20 protein-coding genes are annotated in these 21586 nt (G+C 34.8%); 12 read left to right on the top strand and 8 right to left on the bottom strand.

What is annotated here, in order from left to right; genetic code table 11:
• Positions 1-269: 269 nt before the first annotated feature.
• The gene (locus tag DK858_RS13770) at positions 270-1610 is read right to left on the bottom strand and encodes an MATE family efflux transporter (protein WP_109397907.1); all 1341 of its coding nucleotides are present in this window, start codon (positions 1608-1610) and stop codon (positions 270-272) included.
• Between the two features lie 199 nt (positions 1611-1809).
• On the opposite strand from DK858_RS13770, the gene DK858_RS13765 reads away from it, so the two are divergent.
• A complete protein-coding gene (locus DK858_RS13765) occupies positions 1810-2709 on the top strand; it encodes a diaminopimelate dehydrogenase (protein ID WP_109397906.1) in 900 nt (299 codons plus the stop codon).
• An 86-nt stretch (positions 2710-2795) separates the two neighbouring features.
• On the opposite strand, the gene DK858_RS13760 is transcribed toward DK858_RS13765, so the two are convergent.
• Both DK858_RS13760 and DK858_RS13755 read right to left on the bottom strand, forming a co-directional pair.
• A complete protein-coding gene (locus tag DK858_RS13760; protein WP_072063635.1) occupies positions 2796-3623 on the bottom strand; it encodes a phosphoenolpyruvate hydrolase family protein in 828 nt (275 codons plus the stop codon).
• A gap of 16 nt (positions 3624-3639) precedes the next feature.
• On the bottom strand, positions 3640-4851 hold the full coding sequence (locus DK858_RS13755) for a Tm-1-like ATP-binding domain-containing protein (RefSeq protein ID WP_109397905.1): 1212 nt from the start codon (positions 4849-4851) through the stop codon (positions 3640-3642).
• 232 nt (positions 4852-5083) lie between these two features.
• On the opposite strand from DK858_RS13755, the gene DK858_RS13750 reads away from it, so the two are divergent.
• The 4 genes from DK858_RS13750 to DK858_RS13735 all read left to right on the top strand — a co-directional run bounded on the left by DK858_RS13750 (position 5084) and on the right by DK858_RS13735 (position 9968).
• On the top strand, positions 5084-5716 hold the full coding sequence (locus tag DK858_RS13750; protein ID WP_109397904.1) for a TetR/AcrR family transcriptional regulator: 633 nt from the start codon (positions 5084-5086) through the stop codon (positions 5714-5716).
• Positions 5717-5780: 64 nt separating this feature from the next.
• The gene (locus DK858_RS13745) at positions 5781-6413 is read left to right on the top strand and encodes a helix-turn-helix transcriptional regulator (RefSeq protein ID WP_006535016.1); all 633 of its coding nucleotides are present in this window, start codon (positions 5781-5783) and stop codon (positions 6411-6413) included.
• A gap of 223 nt (positions 6414-6636) precedes the next feature.
• The gene (locus DK858_RS18370; protein WP_109397903.1) at positions 6637-8712 is read left to right on the top strand and encodes a transcriptional regulator; all 2076 of its coding nucleotides are present in this window, start codon (positions 6637-6639) and stop codon (positions 8710-8712) included.
• Positions 8713-8786: 74 nt separating this feature from the next.
• A complete protein-coding gene (locus DK858_RS13735; protein ID WP_109397902.1) occupies positions 8787-9968 on the top strand; it encodes a hypothetical protein in 1182 nt (393 codons plus the stop codon).
• Between the two features lie 143 nt (positions 9969-10111).
• Here the strand turns inward: DK858_RS13735 and DK858_RS13730 are convergent, their stop codons facing one another.
• On the bottom strand, positions 10112-10450 hold the full coding sequence (locus DK858_RS13730; protein WP_228407326.1) for a GNAT family N-acetyltransferase: 339 nt from the start codon (positions 10448-10450) through the stop codon (positions 10112-10114).
• Between the two features lie 113 nt (positions 10451-10563).
• On the opposite strand from DK858_RS13730, the gene DK858_RS13725 reads away from it, so the two are divergent.
• Positions 10564-11601 (top strand): AbrB family transcriptional regulator, encoded by a 1038-nt coding sequence (locus DK858_RS13725; protein ID WP_109397901.1) that lies wholly within the window; start codon positions 10564-10566, stop codon positions 11599-11601.
• Between the two features lie 113 nt (positions 11602-11714).
• Here DK858_RS13725 and DK858_RS13720 read toward each other — a convergent pair whose 3' ends face one another.
• Entirely contained in the window at positions 11715-12065 is a 351-nt protein-coding gene (locus tag DK858_RS13720; protein ID WP_109397900.1) for a YacC family pilotin-like protein, read from the bottom strand.
• A gap of 213 nt (positions 12066-12278) precedes the next feature.
• Between DK858_RS13720 and cueO the strand changes: the two genes are divergently transcribed.
• Together cueO and hpt are read left to right on the top strand one after the other, a co-directional pair.
• Complete coding sequence (gene cueO, locus DK858_RS13715; protein ID WP_109397899.1) at positions 12279-13859, top strand: multicopper oxidase CueO; 1581 nt, start codon at positions 12279-12281, stop codon at positions 13857-13859.
• A gap of 159 nt (positions 13860-14018) precedes the next feature.
• Complete coding sequence (hpt, locus tag DK858_RS13710; protein ID WP_109397898.1) at positions 14019-14561, top strand: hypoxanthine phosphoribosyltransferase; 543 nt, start codon at positions 14019-14021, stop codon at positions 14559-14561.
• A gap of 103 nt (positions 14562-14664) precedes the next feature.
• On the opposite strand, the gene can is transcribed toward hpt, so the two are convergent.
• Complete coding sequence (can, locus tag DK858_RS13705; RefSeq protein WP_036932822.1) at positions 14665-15318, bottom strand: carbonate dehydratase; 654 nt, start codon at positions 15316-15318, stop codon at positions 14665-14667.
• A 786-nt stretch (positions 15319-16104) separates the two neighbouring features.
• On the opposite strand from can, the gene DK858_RS13700 reads away from it, so the two are divergent.
• From DK858_RS13700 to DK858_RS13685, 4 genes are all read left to right on the top strand, one after another.
• On the top strand, positions 16105-17040 hold the full coding sequence (locus tag DK858_RS13700) for an ABC transporter ATP-binding protein (RefSeq protein WP_109397897.1): 936 nt from the start codon (positions 16105-16107) through the stop codon (positions 17038-17040).
• The gene (locus DK858_RS13695; protein WP_109397896.1) at positions 17037-17807 is read left to right on the top strand and encodes an ABC transporter permease; all 771 of its coding nucleotides are present in this window, start codon (positions 17037-17039) and stop codon (positions 17805-17807) included. The genes DK858_RS13700 and DK858_RS13695 overlap by 4 nt, the downstream gene beginning before the upstream one ends.
• A gap of 186 nt (positions 17808-17993) precedes the next feature.
• Positions 17994-19226: an MFS transporter gene (locus DK858_RS13690; protein WP_109397895.1), complete on the top strand. Its 1233-nt coding sequence runs from the start codon at positions 17994-17996 to the stop codon at positions 19224-19226.
• Positions 19227-19312: 86 nt separating this feature from the next.
• Positions 19313-19495, top strand: coding sequence for a DUF2526 family protein (locus DK858_RS13685; RefSeq protein WP_109397894.1), 183 nt, complete (start codon positions 19313-19315; stop codon positions 19493-19495).
• A 102-nt stretch (positions 19496-19597) separates the two neighbouring features.
• Here the strand turns inward: DK858_RS13685 and htpX are convergent, their stop codons facing one another.
• A complete protein-coding gene (htpX, locus tag DK858_RS13680) occupies positions 19598-20563 on the bottom strand; it encodes a zinc metalloprotease HtpX (RefSeq protein ID WP_109397893.1) in 966 nt (321 codons plus the stop codon).
• Positions 20564-20639: 76 nt separating this feature from the next.
• A complete protein-coding gene (locus tag DK858_RS13675; RefSeq protein WP_109397892.1) occupies positions 20640-21200 on the bottom strand; it encodes a LemA family protein in 561 nt (186 codons plus the stop codon).
• Between the last annotated feature and the right edge of the window lie 386 nt (positions 21201-21586).

Here is a 21586-nt window from a genome sequence, read left to right as displayed (position 1 = left end):
CAAATGAATTCCTTCAAGAAATAAAAGAAATATCATTAAAAGAGTTGATTTTTAGGAATGATAAGAAAAACTATTATTTGACGAATGTTTTTTATAAAATATTAAATGGCTACGAGAAAAATATAAATCTTTCAAAAGTTAACAATATAAAAAGAGTTAACGATATTTTAAATGCGATAATTAGTTTGGTTTTAGCTAAATATCATAAAGAAGGTTTAAGTAGAGATCTCTAGTTAAAGCCTGATAATGATTTATCAGGCTTTTTAAGATTAAATATCCAAACGTTTAGTTTGCCATTTCCGAGACCGCCAACGCCATGCGTTAGTTAATCCACGTAGCCATTCATCACAAAGGAAACCAATCCAGATACCAATTAGACCCATTTCCATTTTTATTCCAAGGAAATAGCCTACCGGAATAGCCACACCCCACATAAAGCAGATTGCCGTCATCAACGGGAATTTAGCGTCGCCTGCTGCACGCAAGGCATTCACCATCACAATATTAAAGGTGCGCCCTGGCTCTAAAAAGACCGACAAAATAAACAGAGGAATTAATTGGTCAATAATGCGTTGATCTTCTGTAATGGAATACAAAATAGGATCACGCATAAACCAATAGACAATAACCACCCCGATGGTAAATATTACACCCGTTTTTAAGCTTTTCCAGCCTCTAGTAAAAGCATCATCAAAACGTTTTGCACCAACTAAGTGACCCACTAATATTTCATTACCAATACTAATCGCAATACCAAAGAGCATTAAAAATAATGACAGTTGGAAATAGAGAGTCTGTGCTGCAAGAGGGACTTCGCCCATTAATCCAATAAAGGCTGATGCAGTCATATAATGTAAAATCCAAACCAAGTTTTCTCCCGCTGCGGGTAAACCGATATGTAGGATTTTCCCTAACATATTTTTAGACCACACGACGAGTTGTTTGGCTTCGAATTTAATACGCAAACCGTAGAACAGTAATCCACACAGTAAGATAACAGCAATAATACGGCCGACAACAGTTGACCAAGCAACGCCGACTAATCCGTATTGTGGTAAACCAAAAAAGCCATAAAGCACAATCATATTACCAATAACAGTAACAATATTGGCGATCAATGTGACATACATCGCTGCTTTAGATTTGCCATAAACTCTCAGACAAGCGGCAAGAATAATTGAAACAGCCTCAGGAATAAGGCAAATACCAATAATATGTAGGTAGTTGTAGCCATCTTGCACTAAATGCTCAGGCGTATTCATAATATGCAGAATATTGTAGCCAAAGAAAAGAATGATTAATGCACTACTAATGCCAAGTAACGCGTTAAAAGCGATAGAAATATGAATTGCTTGGCTGGCTTTTTCTTTTTTACCTGCACCTAAGTATTGGGCAATAACTACGCTACATCCCACACTAATAAAGCTAAAAATGGTGATAAAAAGATCAAAAACTTGGTTACCAACGCCCATAGCTGCTAAGTAAGCAGTGGAAACGTGGCTTACCATGTAAGTATTAATTAATAGTGTGGCTAGATGTAGAAAAATATCTATAAATATTGGCCAACTAAGGGAAAAAAGTGAGCGATCCGCTACATCAGACTGATGCATTGAAAACCTTCTTAAACACAGAGTGAAATCGATATTATTAATAAAACGCGTAGGAAGATGAGAGATTCTACAAGGTTTATTTATAAGGTAATAGTGTAAATAATGTTTATCTGGCAAAAAAGATATATATATGGTTTATTCATTGATAACTAATCATTATTATCATTAAGAGATGGTAACGTTAAAGTCAGGGGAATTAATGAATACTAAAATAAAAGTGGCTATTGTTGGCTATGGCAATATTGGTCGATTTGCATTAGAAGCAGTTCAAGCTGCTCAAGATTTTGAATTAATGGGGGTTGTTCGTCGTGATATCAATAATGTACCAGAAGAACTGCAAAATATTACCGTGACTAACGATATTAAAACATTAGGTAATGTTGATGTTGCTCTCTTATGTTCACCGACTCGTGCAATTAAAGAATTAGCTAAATCTATTCTAAGTTTAGGTATTAATACAGTAGATAGTTTTGATGTTCACAGTGAAATTGTGTCATTAAAAACAGAACTAGATGAAGTTGCAAAAAAACACGACCGTGTAGCGGTTATTTCTGCGGGTTGGGACCCTGGTTCAGATTCTATTATTCGTACGTTAATGTTAGCCATGGCACCAAAAGGGCTCACTTATACTAACTTTGGTCCTGGTATGAGCATGGGGCATAGTGTAGCAGCTAAAACGATTGATGGCGTAAAAGATGCGCTTTCCATGACTATTCCATTAGGGACGGGGGTTCATCGTCGTATGGTTTACGTGGAGTTGGATGCCGGGGCGAATTTTAATCAAGTAGAGCAGGCCATTAAAGCTGATAGCTATTTTTCTTCTGATGAAACTCATGTGAAACAAGTGGATTGTGTCGATAGCTTAAAAGATGTGGGACATGGCGTTCAGATGATCCATAAAGGCGTGTCAGGTAAAACACATAACCAATTATTTGAATATTCAATGCATATTAACAATCCTGCATTGACGTCTCAATTTATGGTATCTGCCGCAAGAGCAAGTATGAAACAACGTGCAGGTGCTTATACGGTTATTGAGATCCCACCTGTTGATTTTTTAGCAGGGGATTTGAATACATTAATTGCAAAATTGGTTTAATTGTAATTAGTACACTCTGCATAAAATATTGCCCACATTATGTGGGCAATATAGATTAACGCTTAGGCAAACTTGATGATTTTGAATTAGCGTTTAATATTTTTAAATTCTTTGGTTGTTGCGGTTAATGCCACTTCTGTCGGTAAGCGTTCCATTGAACTAGCACCATAGAAGCCGTGACAATCTGGGCAATTATCTAAGATATATTGTGCATCTTCTGGCGTTGCAATTGGACCACCATGACAAAGCACAATGACATCAGAACGTACAGCTTTTGCCGCTTTGGCCCAGTCATTAATTAAAGGCACACAGTCTGCTAATGTTAATGCTGTTTCAGCACCAATATTACCACCCGTTGTTAATCCCATATGAGGTACAATAATATCTGCGCCAGCCTCAGTCATTGCAATCGCATCTTCACGGCTAAAGACATAAGGTGTGGTTAATAGATCTTTCTCATGAGCTTGACGGATCATATCCACTTCAAGGCCATAACCCATACCTGTTTCTTCTAGATTAGCGCGGAAATTTCCATCAATCAGGCCTACTGTTGGGAAATTCTGTACACCAGCAAAGCCTGTTGCTTTAACTTCATCTAAGAATTTATCAAAGTTACAGAAAGGATCTGTACCATTAACACCAGCAAGTACAGGTGTGTGTTTAACAACAGGTAATACTTCTTTTGCCATATCCATAACAATTTCATTAGCGTTACCATAAGCTAATAAACCCGCTAAAGAGCCACGGCCAGCCATACGATAACGCCCAGAGTTATAAATCACAATAAGGTCAATACCACCGGCTTCTTCACACTTAGCTGAAAGCCCTGTGCCTGCACCACCGCCAATAATTGGTTCGTGGCGTGCAATCATTTCATTGAATTTTTTTAGTAATGTTTCACGTGAATGAGTCATTCTTCTTTCTCCGTGGTTAACAAATAAGTTCCTGGTGTAAATCATAAATTTGCTGAGTAAACTCAGCAGAGTTTATGTGATAAGGACTGATGACTAACTGACGAGTCTCTGTCTCTTTAAATGTTGTTATAAATGCATCAAAAAAAGCTTGGTTTGCTTGAGGATCCCAGAAAGGGGCTCCCTCAATATCCAGAGCTGAAAAACCGCCCTGTGGTAATACAAACCGCAATGGACCTTCACACTGATTGAGTTTTTCAGCGATCCAGATACCTAATTGACGGTTTTCCTCTGGTGTTGTACGCATCAAGGTGACTTGCGCATTGTGATGATAAAATTGACGCCCTTTATATTTCTCCGGAACACTCGATGGGCGACCAAAGTTCACCATATCTAATGCACCACAAGAACCTATATAAGGGATTTTGGTACGGGCGATTGCACCAAAACGGTCTTCATCACAAGCAAGTACACCGTCAAACAAGTAATCACACACTTCTGTTGTTGTAAGATCGAGCACGCTATGAAGTAAGTGACTGTCTACCAGTTTTTCCATGGCTTTACCGCCACTTCCTGTTGCGTGAAAAACAAGGCAGTCATAATTATTTTCAAGTTTTTGAGTAAGTTGCTGTACACAAGGTGTAGTGACACCAAACATCGTTAATGCGACAGCTGGTTTATCAACAACTTGTTCTTCTTGGTAAAAATAAACAGCACCAGCTATTTGGTTCGCCGCATTTCTTAGGACTTTACGAGAAATGCGATTTAAGCCGGATACATCTGTGACGGAGTACATCATTGAAATATCACTTGCACCGATATAGCCTGAAATATCGCCAGACGCCATCGTTGATACCATCAATTTAGGTACGCCAATTGGCAGAGATTGCATTGCTGGTGTAATCAGTGCCGTTCCGCCAGAACCGCCTAGCCCAAGAATGGCTAAGACATCATCAGACTGAGTTAAATAGCGTTCAAATGCGATTGACATCGCTTCTATTGCTTTCCCTCTATCGCCACAAAACACGGCTTCTGGGCCATTAGGGTGAAAACGTGCAACTTCTGTTGCGGTGATATCGGCTTCTCTTGCTAATGCCGTGGGTTTGGTTGTCAAGTCAACGGTTTTAACAGGAAGGCCTGCTTTTTTAATTAAATCACTGACATAAAAAATTTCAGCACTTTTAGTATCAAGCGTTGTGGCAATATAGATAGAGCCAGAATACTGTTTCATAAGCCTTCCCATACCTTTTATGATTATCGACGGATAGATTATAATCACAATGAGACTTGAGTTTCATTTATAATAGCACTGTTTTGAGACTGTTGTCTCATTATTTTTATTTTTTATCTATTAAAAGTCGATAAGGTGCAATTAATCACCTAAAGTAAGCGTTAAGTGTTGTGAGTATTTAGCTTAAGATAAGTCAGACACATAAAAGTGTAGAAATAACGAAGGATTTTCTATGAGTTACAGTGATGAAACGGATGCAATGTCCGGTACACGAAAAAGAACCCATCAATTATTGGTGACAACAGCATTGGGGCTTTTTGAGCAAGGAATGTTACCGACTGTGTCGGAATTAGCGGCACATGCAGGTGTTTCGAGAGCAACCGCATATCGTTATTTTCCCACACAAAGTGATTTAATTAGTGCCACAGTTGACGCAAGTTTAGCACCGATCATTGCATGGAGCCCCACACCTGAAGATAATACACAACAACGCATTACTGAATTGCTCAATCTTGCCTATCCACAAATGTTTAAACATGAAGGCGCGCTGCGTGGTGCATTACAAGTCTCATTACAGCAATGGGCAAAAGAGAGACAATCAAGTGAATATGCAGAAAAACGGTTTATTCGCGGTCACCGTAAAGAGATTTTACTCAAAGTTATTGAACCATTAAAAGCACATTATCCTGAAGAAATGTGGGATAAGGTGATTAAATCGTTCTCTTTAATTTATGGGTCTGAAGTCTTTTTAGTAATGAAAGATATCTGGAAAATGGATGATCAACAGGTCATTGATATGACTCAATGGATGGCAAAAGCTATTTTAAATCAGGCAAAATCTGATTATCCTGCAGATAACGATTAATTATTTGAATAAATCAGTTAAAATTGTATAAATCATTTACGTTTTAGCTATTGCAGGGATCGTTATGTCACATAAAACAGAAGACCAAGAGTGGCTGGTAGAACAACTACAATTTATTGCACAAGGCATTGGTAAAACATTATCGCCTTTTTGTGAAGTTGTACTTCATGATCTAACCGATAGTGAAAATACCATTATGGTCATTGAAAATAATCTATCAGGTCGAAAAGTAGGGGATAGAGCAACAGAATTGGGAATGGCACGTATTGAATCGTCGGACTTTCCTCAGATTGTGGCAAATTACCCGAATCAGTTTCCAGATGGAAGAACAGCAAAAAGTACCTCTATTGGTATTAAAGACAAACAAGGCAATTATGTTGCAGCGTTATGCTTGAATATTGATATTTCAATGATCAAAGGATTACAAATGGTGCTTAACCAATTTGCAACCCTTGAAGAAGGTAATGACATTATTGAAACCTTTAGTTCAGTGACTGAAGATTCGCTGAAAAAACGTATTGATGAGTTTTCTGCGACTTATTCAGTCACACCAAGAGCACTAAAACCGCATCAAAGGCGCGAGTTGTTACTCTGTTTACAGGATGAAGGTTATCTTTCACTGCGTAAAGCAATGGAAATTACCGCACAATACCTCGGTGTTTCAAGAGCTACGGTGTATAATGATTTAAAAGAATGATTAAGAAATAAATTATTTTTAAATTCCAGCGGAATATAAATTAGTAAACTAAAAAAAGATATCACTTGTTGATATCTTTTTTTATTTCTATGTTTAATTATAAATTATATATGCTTCTTTTATTAAATTGAGTTGATTGATTACTATTGTGCGATTTTTTATAAACTTAAAAAAATAAGAGTAATAGACTATCTATAATTATTCTTAAATAAGGTGTTAAAAAATGATTATTTCTGAAATAACAAGAGAAATTAATACTAATATCAGTAATTCAAAGACTAACTTCAATGAGAAATGGACTAATTTAAAAAATTTAAAATCTATTAAGAATACAAATTTACCAATCAATTATAGTTATAATAATAAAGATCAACATATACCTTTATCATCTATTGGTGAATATATAAAAACATGTGCTAATTTATTAAATAATAGTCGGGATAGTACATTAGTTTCTAAAGATAATACTCCTGATGCAGTATCTAAAGGTAATACTTCTGATGCAGTATCTAAAGGTAATACTTCTGATGCAGTATCTAAAGGTAATACTGCTGATGCAGTATCTAAAGGTAATACGCCTGATGCAGTATTTAAAGGTAATACTCCTGATGCAGTATCTAAAGGTAATCCTTCTGATGCAGTATCTAAAGGTAATACTGCTGATGCAGTATCTAAAGGTAATACGCCTGATGCAGTATTTAAAGGTAATACTCCTGATGCAGTATCTAAAGGTAATCCTTCTGATGCAGTATCTAAAGGTAATACTCCTGATGCAGTATTTAAAGGTAATACTCCTGATGCAGTATCTAAAGGTAATACTCCTGATGCAGTATCTAAAGATAATTATTCTAATGTAGTATCAAATAATTTAAATAACGAAGAAGTTACCAAACAAGGAAATAATTTTATTGAATTGGATGATTTAATTAAAGAATTGCAAAAATTAGCTAGTGATAGTGATAATGATATTTTAAATGAAAATGTGAGTGTTGATCATAATACTGATAATACACAAAATAAAACCATTGAAAGAGAAGAAAATAAACTCTCTGATAGTATTCCTAACTTAGAAAAAAAAGAAAATAAACTCCCTGATTGGATTACTAACTCAGGAAAAAAAGAGCTAAATACAAATCAAAAACTTTATTTTAAAACAGAGAAGACAAGAAGTTTTAAAAACTTATTAATCTTTTTTATTTCCCCATTTAAATTTATAAATAGATCATTATTACCTGTAAGAATAAATCTTCAAAATAAAGGTGTAAATAAAGCATTACAAGAATTTAAATTTGACAATGTATTAAATAATAAAGAAGTTTTTAAAAAATTTTCTAATAAATTAGATTTTTTAAATCAAACATTTACTGATAATGTTAATCAGGTAATAACTAAAAAAACAAATAGCAATAATAAAATAGATATTATGATTAAATATCAAACTTTAGAAAAGGCTTTGGAGTGTAAGCTTATTAATGATATTAAATTGATAAAAGATGAATTAAAAGCTGATTTAGCTAAGAATAAATTCCAAGAAAACTATTCTGATCTACCTAATAAAATAGTGAATGAATTAAATTCTATTTCTGATTCAAATATAGATGAATTGTTTTCTTCTAATAAAATTGATGATATAAAAAAATTAATAAAAGAAAAAGTTAATAGTCATGATAATGGTGTAAAACTTGGAGCTTTTTTTGATAATATTGTTGATTCTATTTTTAATGAAAAAAATAAATTAGAAATTATTAAAAATTCCCATGGTAATTTAGAAGATGCTAAAAAAGAATTGTCTTTAAATATAACGAAAGAGTTATTTAACTACTTATCAAAAGATGAAGAATTTATTGGTGAAGAAAAGTCTATTTCTAAGGTAGACAACTTAATAAGAATGGTAAGTAAAGATATTTATAAAAATATGGGAGAGCCAACAGAGAAAATAATAAACTCTCTCAATAATAGTTTTTATGAAAATATAAAGAAAAATGATAATGGAAATAATCTTTTTTCTCGATTATTTAAAAATTCAAGTAATAACATTAATTACAAGTGGGCACAGGATGCTATTATTTTATTAATTAGCTATGAAACTTTTGAAAATAAAAAAAATGTAACAACGGAGTACTATAATCAAGGTGTAGTGACACAGGGGGGGAATGGTACTATTAATACACAGAGTACAGTTATAGAAAACAAACTAAAAGGTATTTTTAGTCGACTAGGGTTAAGTATTGATGATTTAGATAAATCGAAAGATGAAGTGCTTAGAAAATATTTTTCAAATTATTTTGAACATATATGATTCTTTTATTAAATCATTTTTTATTTTCATGGTTAATAATTAATTTGTATATAACTTATATAGGCGAATAATTTATGATTATTAAAAAAAATACATTTGAACCAAATATTTTATTTTTAAATAAACAAAATTCGTTTCCAAAAAAGGAATGTTATATTTTTACAAAAAATATAAGCGGGATAAAAAATACCCCTGTTGCACCTTCTTTTACCAAGAAGTTTATTCAAGGGGTAATTTTTTTATTCCATAAAATAGAGATTTTCTTTCTTATAAAGGATATAAAGAATAATAAACTTTCTGATGTTGTTGATATAAAAAAACATAGCAAAGCCTTTGATAAAATAAATGTAATTGAAGATAAAACAATAATTAACAATCTAAATACTGTAAAAAATATAATTTCTCATGCAAATGATAAATTTGATTTTTATAGTTATTGTAACTATTTAAATGAAGTAAAAAGAGCTAAGGATTTTTTTTCATCACTCAATAATGAGGGAGATGAGGGGGGCAAAAATAAGTTAATTGTCGATGTATTAAATGAAATTATAAAAAATCGAATAAATGCATTGGATGATAAAAGCATAAAAAATATTTTAAAATTAATATTTTTAAAATTTAAATTTGAAAATATTCATTTAAATGAAAAATATGATTTTATGAGTAACTTTTCAACGGAAAAAGAAAGGGGGGATTTTATAAAATTAATGAGTTTTTTACTTATAAGTATTGAAGAAGTTCAATTGTTTGATAAGTTTGATAATAATATAAAAAATGAAGTGGAAAATAAATTATCAGCTATTATGATGATAGCGCTTAATAAAAACAGTGATAGTAAATATTCCTTTGATAGCTTAATGCAAGAATGGAAAGAGAAATATTTTAATTTGATAAAAATAAATATGACTGAACATACAGATAAACCAGTACAGATAGATACACAAATACAGAAATATTCATCTAATTATGTGAATGAAGAAAATAATTTAGATCTTGAACTGGGTGATAATAATTTATGCAGTAATATTTCAATCAAGAAAATAAAAGAAATTATTTTTCATATAGATGAATTATCGGATAAAATAAATTATGAATCATGGTGTGAAATATATAAGAAATTATTGGGTGAAATAAATGATGACTTATTGGATAAAATATATAATAAATTATTATATGAAATAAATTATGAATTAGAATATGAATTAGAATATGAATTAGAATATGAATTAGAATCAACTCAACTCAACTCAATATAAATGAGAACGGACGTTTATTCGAATTTAGATAAAAATAAGATACTAGTAAAATAAATGAAACTAGCAAAAAACTATAAATCTTTTCTTAAATAATACTTCTTATCACTAAAGGGATAATTTTCTAGCATGCCAAATATTTCAAATCATTGCTTTTGATAAAAAGGCAGGGCTTGAAAGCTAAAAGTATCCACTTCTGCATATTTGGCACCTTTCTCTTTTGCTGCAAGTTCCATTGTTTGCAGTAATTCTGTTCCTATATCTTTTCCACGATAGGCTTTATCTACCCATAAATAACGAATGCGTAGCCAATTTCCTAAAATATCTCCTGTGATCCCGTCTATTTTTTTACTGCTCTCTTCCTTAAAAACGGCAAGTGGTGTGTATTGTTCCATCTGAATATAGTGAAGATTGTGGATTAGCAATCCTTTATAAATCTCATTGATCTCATTCGATGTTGGATTTGTGGTGATCTGTAACGACATATTCGGCTCTTAATATTAATAAAAATAATAATTACATTATCACTATTTGGTTATTAAATATTTATACAAATGCTAGGATGGAAACAATAATTAAAAAAGCTGGATAACACAACATGTCGTTTTTCAAAACTCTACCAGGTATTTTATTCTGTGCATTAATCGGTGGTGTTCTTACTCTTTCAGGTTTGCCTATGGCACTGATGTTTGGGCCAATTCTTGTCGTTATCATTGCTTACCGTTTTAAATGGGAGCTTGCCGTTCCTAAACATACATTGACGTTTATTCAGCTAACTTTAGGCACTTCGGTTGGTTTAATGTTTAACCAAGTTCATTTAGGGAGTGCTGATAACTTACTCATTCTATTACTCACCCTTGTTGTGTGTTTAGCCATTCAGTTTTTTGTGAGCTATTTTTGGTTTCATCGCCATATTGGTTGGACGAAAGAAGAGTCAATGCTTGGGGCGGTACCTGGGGCGATGGCGGCTATTTTAGCATTAACTGATCATACGAAAACGCCACCTCAAAAAATTGTGATTTCTCATACCATTCGTTTAATGGTGCTGATTATTATGGCGGGTTTTATTGTGGGTTCAGATAAAGCTAATATGCCAGAATTTTCTATACCCGAAATGACCTTTATTTCATTGTTGTGGTTATTATTGATTGCTGCTTTAGGGTTGGGCTCTGGACTTTTATTGCAGAAAATTCGATTTCCTGCACCCTTTATGTTGACCTCATTAGGTAGTGCGATACTGGTTCAATCGTTTGTTAGCGAATCTATTGTTTTTCCCATGTTACTTAATGAATTGAGCATGGTGTTAATTGGTATGAACATTGGTGCTCACTTTGTGGTTTTTCCGCTTTCATCACTAATTAAAAATGCCTTTTCTTCTGTACAAGTGGTGATTATTAATGTGATTTTAACCGTAATTGTTGCCTATGGTGCGGCTTATTTAACGGGGGTTCCTTGGGCTACATTAGTATTGGCTTGGGCGCCGGGAAGTATGGAAGCAATGACATTTGCAGCGATAACGATGAATGTAGATGCGGCGTTTGTTATGTCGAATCATATTTTTCGAATGTTGATTATTCAAAGTATTCCATCAGTTGCTTTGTATTGGAATGAATATAGACAGAAGAAAAATAATTAGCATAAAGAAAGGTAGAAAAATCTTTTGATAACCTCTATCAGTCATTTTATATCTCGACGGTATTTAAAGAGGTTATCCCGCTTTATTTATCCAATAGTGAGTTAACACAAGTATTAATAATTTAATAAACTTAGCGATTTATTGGCTAATAGCTGACATTTTTTACTGTGTGTCACTTTAATGCCTTTTAAATCATTGTAACTATCTTCATTCAATTGACCCATTGGCAATGTCGAGTAATTACTGACATCCCATTGCTGTGAGCGAGAAAAGATCAATAGCGCTCTTTCAATTTTAGGTTTTGATATCTGCTCATAACCACAATCTTTATTTAAAAAAAGGTAGATGGCGGTTAAATCTGCCAAGTCTTCTGCTTGTGTGTAAGTTAACGCTTTTGTACTCGAAGAAAAGATCAGAGTAAAAGAAAACGTTAGTGTGCAGAACAAGGCGAACATTTTTTTCATTAGGTGTGCTGTTCCTTTGTGTGATGATTTAGCAAGTTTTGTTATTTGGCTTAATGTAGTTAAAAGTTTTGCAAAGACCCTCTGTTTTGTTGGGTTTTAAATTGACCTTCCAGTAAGGGGAAACTTTAGCATTGGTAATAGATTAAAAAACATCTTTATTCATCTTATTTCGATAAATACATAATAACTTGTTTTTATTCAAAGGAATATATTATGCAACGTCGCGAATTTTTAAAATTAGGCGCCACATTAAGTGCTGTTACATTATTACCGAGCTGGAGCCGTTTTGCGTTTGCCCAAAGTAACACGCCTTCATTGGCTATTCCACCTCAAATTACCCCTGATGCTCAACAAAAGATTGTTCTTAATATTCAACAAGGTGTTTCTCAATTTATTCCGACGGCAAGTACAACAACTTGGGGTTATAACGGCAGTTTATTAGGGCCAGCATTGAAATTAAAACGTGGTCAATCAGTCACTATCAATATTAATAACCAGCTTCCCGAAACGACAACCGTTCACTGGCATGGGCTTGAAATTAGTGGTGAAGAAGACGGCGGTCCACAAGCAATGATTGAGCCTGGAAAATCTCGTACTGTTACTTTTACACCCAATCAAGTTGAATCAACGTGCTGGTTCCATCCTCATACTCATGGTGTTACTGGGAAACAAGTCGCAATGGGATTAGGCGGATTAGTGATTATTGAAGATGAGGAAACTGCAAGCGGTAAATTACCTAATCGCTGGGGTGTTGATGATTTACCCGTTATTTTGCAAGATAAACGTTTAGACAGTGAAGGACAAATTGATTATCAACTCGATGTGATGAGTGCGGCGATTGGCTGGTTTGGCGATATGATGTTGACCAATGGGGCGATCCAACCACAGCATATTGTACCGAAAGGTTGGGTAAGATTACGTTTCTTAAATGGTTGTAATGCTCGCAGCTTAAACCTTGCCACTAGTGATGGCAGACCCATGTATGTGATAGCGAGTGATGGTGGGTTATTAGCGGAACCCGTAAAAGTAACAGAACTTCCTATTTTAATGGGAGAGCGTTTTGAGGTTTTAGTCGATACCTCAGATGGTCGTGATTTTGATATTGTTACTTTACCTGTACGTCAAATGGGCATGGTGTTAGCACCGTTTGATAATGTATTACCTGTGTTACGTTTATTACCGTCAGCGGAAAAAGCACAAGGTACTTTACCTGATCAATTAGCATTAATTCCGGCATTACCAACACTCAGTAACATTGCAACTCGTACATTACATTTACGTATGGATATGCGTTTAGATATGCAAGGCATGATGCTATTAACAGAACGTTATGGTGATAAAGCATTAGCGGGTATTCATCATGGAATGAGTCATATGCGCCAAGGAAACGGTAGTGGCATGATGGGCGGCGGAATGAATTGTGGTCATGGTGGTGTGGATCTTGATATCTATAATGCTAATAGTATCAATGGTATTCCATTCTCAATGACTGAACCCGCATTTGATGTAAAACAAGGCACTTATGAGCGTTGGGTTGTCTCCGGTCGTGGTGACATGATGTTACATCCATTCCATGTTCATGGTACACAATTTCGCATTTTATCTGAAAATGGTAGAACACCAGAGAAGCATCGCCAAGGCTGGAAAGATATTGTGAAAGTTGAAGGACAATTTAGCGAAATTTTAGTGAAGTTCGATCATTTAGCGACAAAAGCACATCCGTTTATGGCACACTGCCACTTATTGGAGCATGAAGATACCGGAATGATGGCGGGTTTCACTGTTAGTAAATAATCAATCACTGTAAAAGCTATCAATATCAGTGAGATAAATTAATAAATGGCATGAAATGGATATTTTGTGCCTTTATTTTCATTAAATCAGATCATCGCATGATGAAGGAAGTTCTGGTACAATCGTTTGCTTTCCCCGTTAACCCAATCGAAATAAATCATGAAACATATTGTTGATGTCATGATCTCTGAAGAAGAGATCAAACAGCGTATTGCTGAGCTAGGGCGTGAAATCTCAGAACATTACCGTCCACGTCAAGATCAACATGATCTTGTCTTAATCGGCTTATTAAAAGGTTCTTTTATTTTTATGGCTGATTTATGCCGTGAAATTGATGTGAACCATGAAGTCGATTTTATGACAGTATCAAGTTACGGTAATGGTATGACGTCAACGCGTGACGTCAAAATCATTAAAGATCTCGATGAAGATATTCGTGGCAAAGATGTTCTGATTGTTGAAGATATTATCGACTCAGGTAACACCTTAAATCGTGTTAAAGAGATTTTAAGCTTACGTGAGCCTGCTTCTATTTCTATCTGTACTTTATTGGATAAACCCTCTCGCCGTGAAGTTAATGTTCCTGTTGAGTGGATTGGTTATTCCATCGAAGATAAGTTTGTTATTGGTTACGGTATCGATTATGCACAGCGTTACCGTCACCTGCCTTATATTGGGCATGTAACGTTATTAGATGAGTAATTTATTTACTTAAAATAGAAACGGAAAACCCGCTTAACAAACGTGTCCAGTTTTATAGAGCACTTCATTAGGCGGGTTTTTTTATTTAATAGAACGTATTTTATTAACGTGGATGACTCAATTTAGCCATTGCTTGACGATAAGAGAGTTCAAGTTTTTCTCGGCTATCTGAAGTGACATCAAGATCGTGTAGCTCACCATTATTTAAACCGTAAACCCAACCGTGGATCATCACTTTTTGTCCACGTTTCCACGCTGCTTGCATAATTGTTGAGTGGCCAAGATTGTACACTTGTTCGATAACGTTTAGCTCACAAAGTAGGTTTAATCTATCTTGTGGCGCAAGTTCACCCAACATTGAACTGTGTTTGTACCAGATATCGCGGATATGTAGTAACCAGTTATTGATAAGACCTAATTCGGTGCCTTCAATAGCTGCTTCAATACCACCACAACCATAGTGACCACAGACAATAATGTGTTCAACTTGTAATACATCAACAGCATACTGGATCACAGAAAGACAATTTAAGTCAGTGTGGATAACCAAGTTTGCTACATTACGGTGAACAAATAAGTCCCCCGGTGCCGCGTTAATTAATTTTTCTGCTGGAACGCGACTGTCAGAGCAGCCAATCCATAAAAAGTGAGGTTTTTGTCCTTTGCAGAGATCTTTAAAAAACTGAGGATTCTCTTCAGTAACAGATTCTGACCATTGCTTGTTATTGGCTAACAGCTCTTCAATCTTTCTCATCATGATGTGACTGCCTGTAAATTCGGTTTCCCACCATTTGCGCTGACAGTACGCCAACACGAAATAGCTCTTGTGTTAATGTTAGATGCGAAGATCCATTAAGAAAGGGTATTTTTATACCATTACTTTTGAATTTATCAGAAGGCTTTTTAAAGCCAAGTGACAGATAATTGCTTGTAATTTTTCGCTTTCAAATAAGATAGAACTTTTTATAGCATTTGTTTAATGAATTTATCAATACATTCTTTGATGTAAATCAAATACACAAAAAGATAACTATTTGTTAAATCGAATATTGTATTATTCCAAAATAGACACTTATAAATATTATATAAATAAAACTAATAATTATGATTGTTAGTTTTATTTATATACTGAAAGCGAGAAGGGTAAAAAAATAAAAGACATTATTGATTTGAGGAGATAAATGGCTAGATGATATTCATCAGTAAACTCGAGAAACAAAGGCAATAATTTTATTGGTATCAATTAGGCTAAATGATTGCACTAAGGGATAAAATGATTACAGCATCAGAATATTGGTAAGAAATAAAAGAATATTGCACCTTGATGGCTAATTTACTTTCTCTTTATCTTTTATTTTTTATTCTTGTAATAGTTAAAAAATATTTATTTATTCGTTTGTGTCATAAGCCCTAAAACGGTTTATTTGCCACGGAATATTCTCTAGAATACCTTATTCCATTCTGTTCTTTGAACTAAGCTTATTTTCTGATTTCAGCTCAGTCAATGCTGAATAATGCAGTTGATAAAAGGTAATTCCCACTTATGACGTATGCATTGGAGTTAACGGAGTTAACGAAAACTTATCACAATGGCGTAAAAGCGCTAAAAGGAATTAATCTCACCGTTGAGGCTGGCGATTTTTATGCTTTATTAGGCCCTAATGGCGCTGGCAAATCGACCACGATTGGTATTATTAGCTCTTTAGTTAATAAGAGTAGCGGTAAAGTCAAAGTATTTGGTTATGACACCGATACCGATATGGTTAATGCAAAACGTCAATTAGGATTAGTGCCACAAGAATTCAATTTCAACCCTTTTGAAACCGTATTACAAATTGTTCTCAATCAAGCGGGTTATTATGGTGTGCCTCGTAAATTAGCGTTAGAACGTGCTGAAATTTATTTGACCCAGCTTGATTTATGGGAAAAACGTGACGATAGAGCGCGTTTTTTATCTGGGGGGATGAAACGCCGCTTAATGATTGCGCGTGCATTGATGCACCAACCTAAACTACTTATTCTTGATGAACCAACCGCAGGTGTTGATATTGAATTACGTCGCTCAATGTGGACGTTTTTAAAACAATTAAATGCTGAAGGTACTACCATTATTCTAACCACACACTATTTGGAAGAAGCCGAAATGCTGTGTCGGAATATTGGTATTATTCAACGTGGTGAACTGGTTGAAAATACCAGTATGAAAGGGCTATTAAGTAAATTAGAGTCTGAAACCTTTATTTTAGATTTAGCGCCGAAAAGCCCACTACCTGAATTACAAAATTATCAATATCGCTTGGTTGATACATCAACATTAGAAGTTGATGTTAAAAGAGAGCAAGGACTAAATAGTGTATTTGCTCAACTTAATGCACAAGGTATTCAAGTGTTAAGTATGAGAAATAAAGCCAACCGACTTGAAGAATTATTTGTTCACTTAGTTAATGAAGAGCATACAGTAGAAGGAGAGAGGGAATGATTCAGCTGTATTGGGTAGCCCTCAAAACAATTTGGATTAAAGAAGTCACCCGATTTGGTCGTATTTGGGTACAAACATTAATTCCACCAGTGATAACGATGTCTCTCTATTTCGTTATTTTCGGTAACCTGATTGGTAAACGAATTGGCGATATGGGCGGTGTCGATTATATGCAGTTTATTGTTCCTGGCCTGATTATGATGGCAGTTATAACAAACTCTTATGCGAATGTTTCTTCTTCTTTTTTCGGTGCTAAATTTCAACGTAGTATAGAAGAATTATTAGTTTCACCCGTTCCAACGCATGTTGTTATTGCTGGGTTTGTTGGCGGTGGTATTGCTCGTGGTATTTGTGTTGGTATCTTAGTGACTTTAGTTTCACTATTTTTTGTACCTCTAGAAATACATTCTTGGACAATGGTTGTGGTGACATTACTGATGACCTCAATTGTGTTTTCTCTCGCCGGGTTATTGAATGCGATTTTTGCGAAAACCTTTGATGATATTAGTATTATTCCAACTTTTGTTTTAACGCCATTAACCTATTTAGGTGGTGTGTTTTATTCACTGTCACTCTTACCTGAATTTTGGCAAGGTGTGTCTAAATTAAACCCTATTGTGTATATGATCAGCGGCTTCCGTTACGGTTTTCTGGGTATTACGGATGTCTCTTTAACGGTGACGATTAGTGTTCTGTGTCTTTTCATTACTGTGTTTTACGTTATCGCATGGTATTTAATTGAAAAAGGTCGCGGTTTAAGAAGCTAATCAAAAAAATCAAAGAAAAAGTGATAAAAGTTTAAATCGGTATCTTAATTAGAGATACCGGTTTTTTTTAACTATTTTTTCTGCATGAATGTTAATTTTTATTTAAATTCTCACTAAGGTATTAACAAAATGATTTTTCTTGTTTAGTATACTAAACACTTTGGTAGGGGATAAAAAGGATATGTAATGACAACGGCAAGCCAAACAGGTAAAAAACCTGAGGCAATCTCTCGTAATAAGCTTTTATGTATTGCAGGCATGGGATGGACTTTTGATGCAATGGATGTGGGATTACTAGCATTCTTACTCACGGCATTAAAAGAAGATTGGGGATTAACGGCATCACAATTAGGTTGGATTGGTAGTATAAACTCAATTGGAATGGCTGTCGGCGCGTTTGTATTTGGCATTATGGCTGATAGAAAAGGGCGCAAACCTGTCTTTATCTTTACTTTGTTACTATTTAGTTTAGGTTGTGGATTAACAGCATTTGCAAGCTCTTTGATGGTCGTGCTTGTTTTACGTTTTTTTATTGGCATGGGATTAGGAGGGGAATTACCTGTTGCCTCCACACTGGTTAGTGAAAGTGTGGAAACCCATGAACGAGGGCGCATTGTCGTTTTATTAGAAAGTTTTTGGGCTGTCGGTTGGCTGATCGCGGCTTTGATTGCTTATTTTATTATTCCCGATTATGGTTGGCGTATGGCTATGCTATTAAGCGCCTTACCTGCAGTATATGCTCTCTATTTGCGTTCAAAATTACCTGAACCTCCCTCATCGCATATTTTACAGAGAAAAACACGTTTATCGATTCGTCAATCAATGGCATTAATTTGGTCGCCGCAATATCGTCGCTCAACGTTAATGTTGTGGATCTTATGGTTTTGTGTGGTTTTCTCTTATTACGGTATTTTCTTGTGGTTACCAAGTGTTGCCATGTTAAAAGGCTTTAGTTTAATTAAGAGCTTTCAATATGTACTTATTATGACATTAGCGCAGTTGCCTGGTTATTTTACGGCGGCTTGGTTAATTGAGCGATATGGGCGAAAGTTTGTTTTAGTGACTTATTTAGCGGGTACTGCCATTAGTGCTTATTATTTTAGTGTGGCTGATTCTACTGCGACATTGCTTATTTTCGGTATGTTGTTATCGTTCTTTAATTTGGGTGCTTGGGGGGCTTTATATGCTTATACCCCAGAACAATATCCCGATGGAATTCGGACAACAGGTGCAGGAACAGCAACTGCAATAGGGCGTATTGGTGGAATACTAGGGCCTTTAATGGTGGGATACTTGGTTCAGTATCAATTTGAAATAAGCTCAATATTTTTGATTTTTAGTTTTTCGATTGTGATTGGAATTTTAGCGGTGATGTTATTGGGGCAAGAGACAAAAAATAAGCCACTTAATTCAATTTAGTCATGCTTTGTGTGACTAAAAATATAGAATTTCTCTTTCTTGTAATATGATAGCAGTTAAGATTTTTATGAGAAAAGGAGATCATGATGTCTCATTATGATGAAATAGTTAAGCAAGTTGATGATGCTATTGCCACAACTAGTATTCAAACAATGAACGAGCTTTTAGTTGAATTAGGCAAAGATAAAACGATTGATTTTCCACTGCGTTATGAGCAACAAGAGCGCCTACGTACAGCTATTTTCCATCACGGTGAAAAGCAACGTTAAATCAGTCTATTTTAGATCATATGAATTAAAAAAAGCGTTTGCGCCATATTGATAAACTGGTGCTAACGCTTTTTTATTTTTACTGTATTGTTTCAATACGACTTAAAACGTTTTTCGACCTTCTAGCACTGCGATCCTATTTTCAATTGAGGGATGTGTTGAGAAAAATGAATCTCCTTTATTAAAAATAAAGGCCGCTTTACGATAAGCGCGTCCCGTCGAACCATCTTCAAAATTTTCATCATCATGCTGCGCTGAAATTTTCTTTAATGCATTAATCATCGCTTGATTATCTTGGGTTAAATCCACAGCGGTAGCATCTGCCATATATTCACGGGTGCGGGATAAATAGAAATAGAGCACCTGTGTAATGATCGGCAAAACCAAGTTTAGAATGATTAAAATGAGTCGCGCTTTGCTTGCTGCATCATTACTTTTACCACCACGGTTACTAGAGGCAATATATAAGCGACTACCAAAGATATTTGTTACGGTCAAAATAACGTTAGCTAATATGCCAACATATAATGTCAGTCGTGAATCACCATGAATAATATGCCCTGTTTCATGGGCTAATACAGCTTGTACTTCTTGGCGATTAAGACGATTTAGTAAGCCTGTTGTTACACCAATAAAGGCATTTTTCTCAGACCAACCGGCTGCAAAGGCATTCGCTTCAGGTGTATCAAGAAGATAGAGTTTAGGAATGTAGCCAAGAGTGGCACTTAAGCTAAGTTCTTCAACGATATTAAGGAGTTGGCGCTCTTGTGCATTTAAGGTGTCATCAGGACTAATTAATCGTGCATTCATTCCCGTTAGCATGATTTTATGCCCTTTAAAATGAATAAAGATAAGCAATAAAATAGAGATAGCGAGAATAATTAATGTCGCAATGGGAAGAGAGTGAAACGTCAGAAATGCCAACATATTATCGCTAAGATCTAAATAAGGATTGGCACCAATCGCCGTATCCACCAGCAAACCGATCATAAGCATTAAGAGTAAATAGGTTGCTATAACAAAACGAGTTCGAATAGCATTTTTTCGTAGAACATTTCTGAAATCCATTAGTGACTCCAAACAGCACGGTAAAGTGCTGTTTTTATCAATCTAGAAGTAATAAATACCTTTTATTACGATAAAATTAGTCAAAATTAATGCGGCGCGCTTCTTCTGCTTTAATGGTTCCTTCATCAAGGCGCCAGTACTCTTTATCAATCACTAGGCTTGGGAAAATTTTAACGATAAATACCGCTGGAATAGAGGCGATGAAAGCTCGGTATTGCTCTAAAGTACGGTTGAAACCGCGCTTTGCAAAAGAGAGTTTATTTTCGGTTGAAACAATCTCTTCTTGTAAATTTGCCATAATAGTATCGGATTTTAATTCAGGGTAATTTTCAACGGCAACATTAATGGCACCACTTGAGACAATTTTTGATAACTCATCTTCAGCTACTTTGGCTTCTTTGCTATTTGCGCTTTGAGCTTGCGTTCTTAATTCTGTGATTTTAGTAAATACTTCAGACTCATGGCTAAGGTATTTTTTAACAGTGGCTAATAAACTATCAAATACTTTGCCACGACGATCTAATTGCACTGAAATTTCAGTTTCACTTGAGATAACTGCTTCACGCATAGAGATAATACGGTTGTAATAATAAAAAATAAGACCCAATAACGCGATGGTAATAATTAATCCAGTCATGCGAGGCGCTCTCTTTTCTAATAGTAAACAGGGAATTGAGCTAAATCATTGATGTTAATTTTGCCTATTATTGATAAAGATAGCCAGATGATTATTTCATCAAAGATCAAATGAGTGCTGATAAAGCAAAATCAATAATATGGGTGAGATAAAAAATACCCCGAATAAATTCGAGGTAAAATGAAAGCTAATGTTAAGGTAAATAGAATTATCAAATGAAACATAGGGGATGAAAACTAGGTTAAATAAGCAAGCTAACTAAACCATTAAATGCAGTTATTTAACCTAGGGAAATAACACGCTTAGCGAAAAGCCCGCAGGGCTTTAAAGATCAATCAGACGTTGACTGACTCTGAACGTAGGCTCTGAACGTTTCAATCGTTGCC

It is taken from the genome of Proteus faecis (assembly GCF_003144395.1).
In the GTDB taxonomy this organism is placed as follows: domain Bacteria; phylum Pseudomonadota; class Gammaproteobacteria; order Enterobacterales; family Enterobacteriaceae; genus Proteus; species Proteus faecis.
The sequence above is the reverse complement of the archived record's forward strand: the minus strand, read 5'-3'. Positions and strand labels throughout refer to the sequence as shown.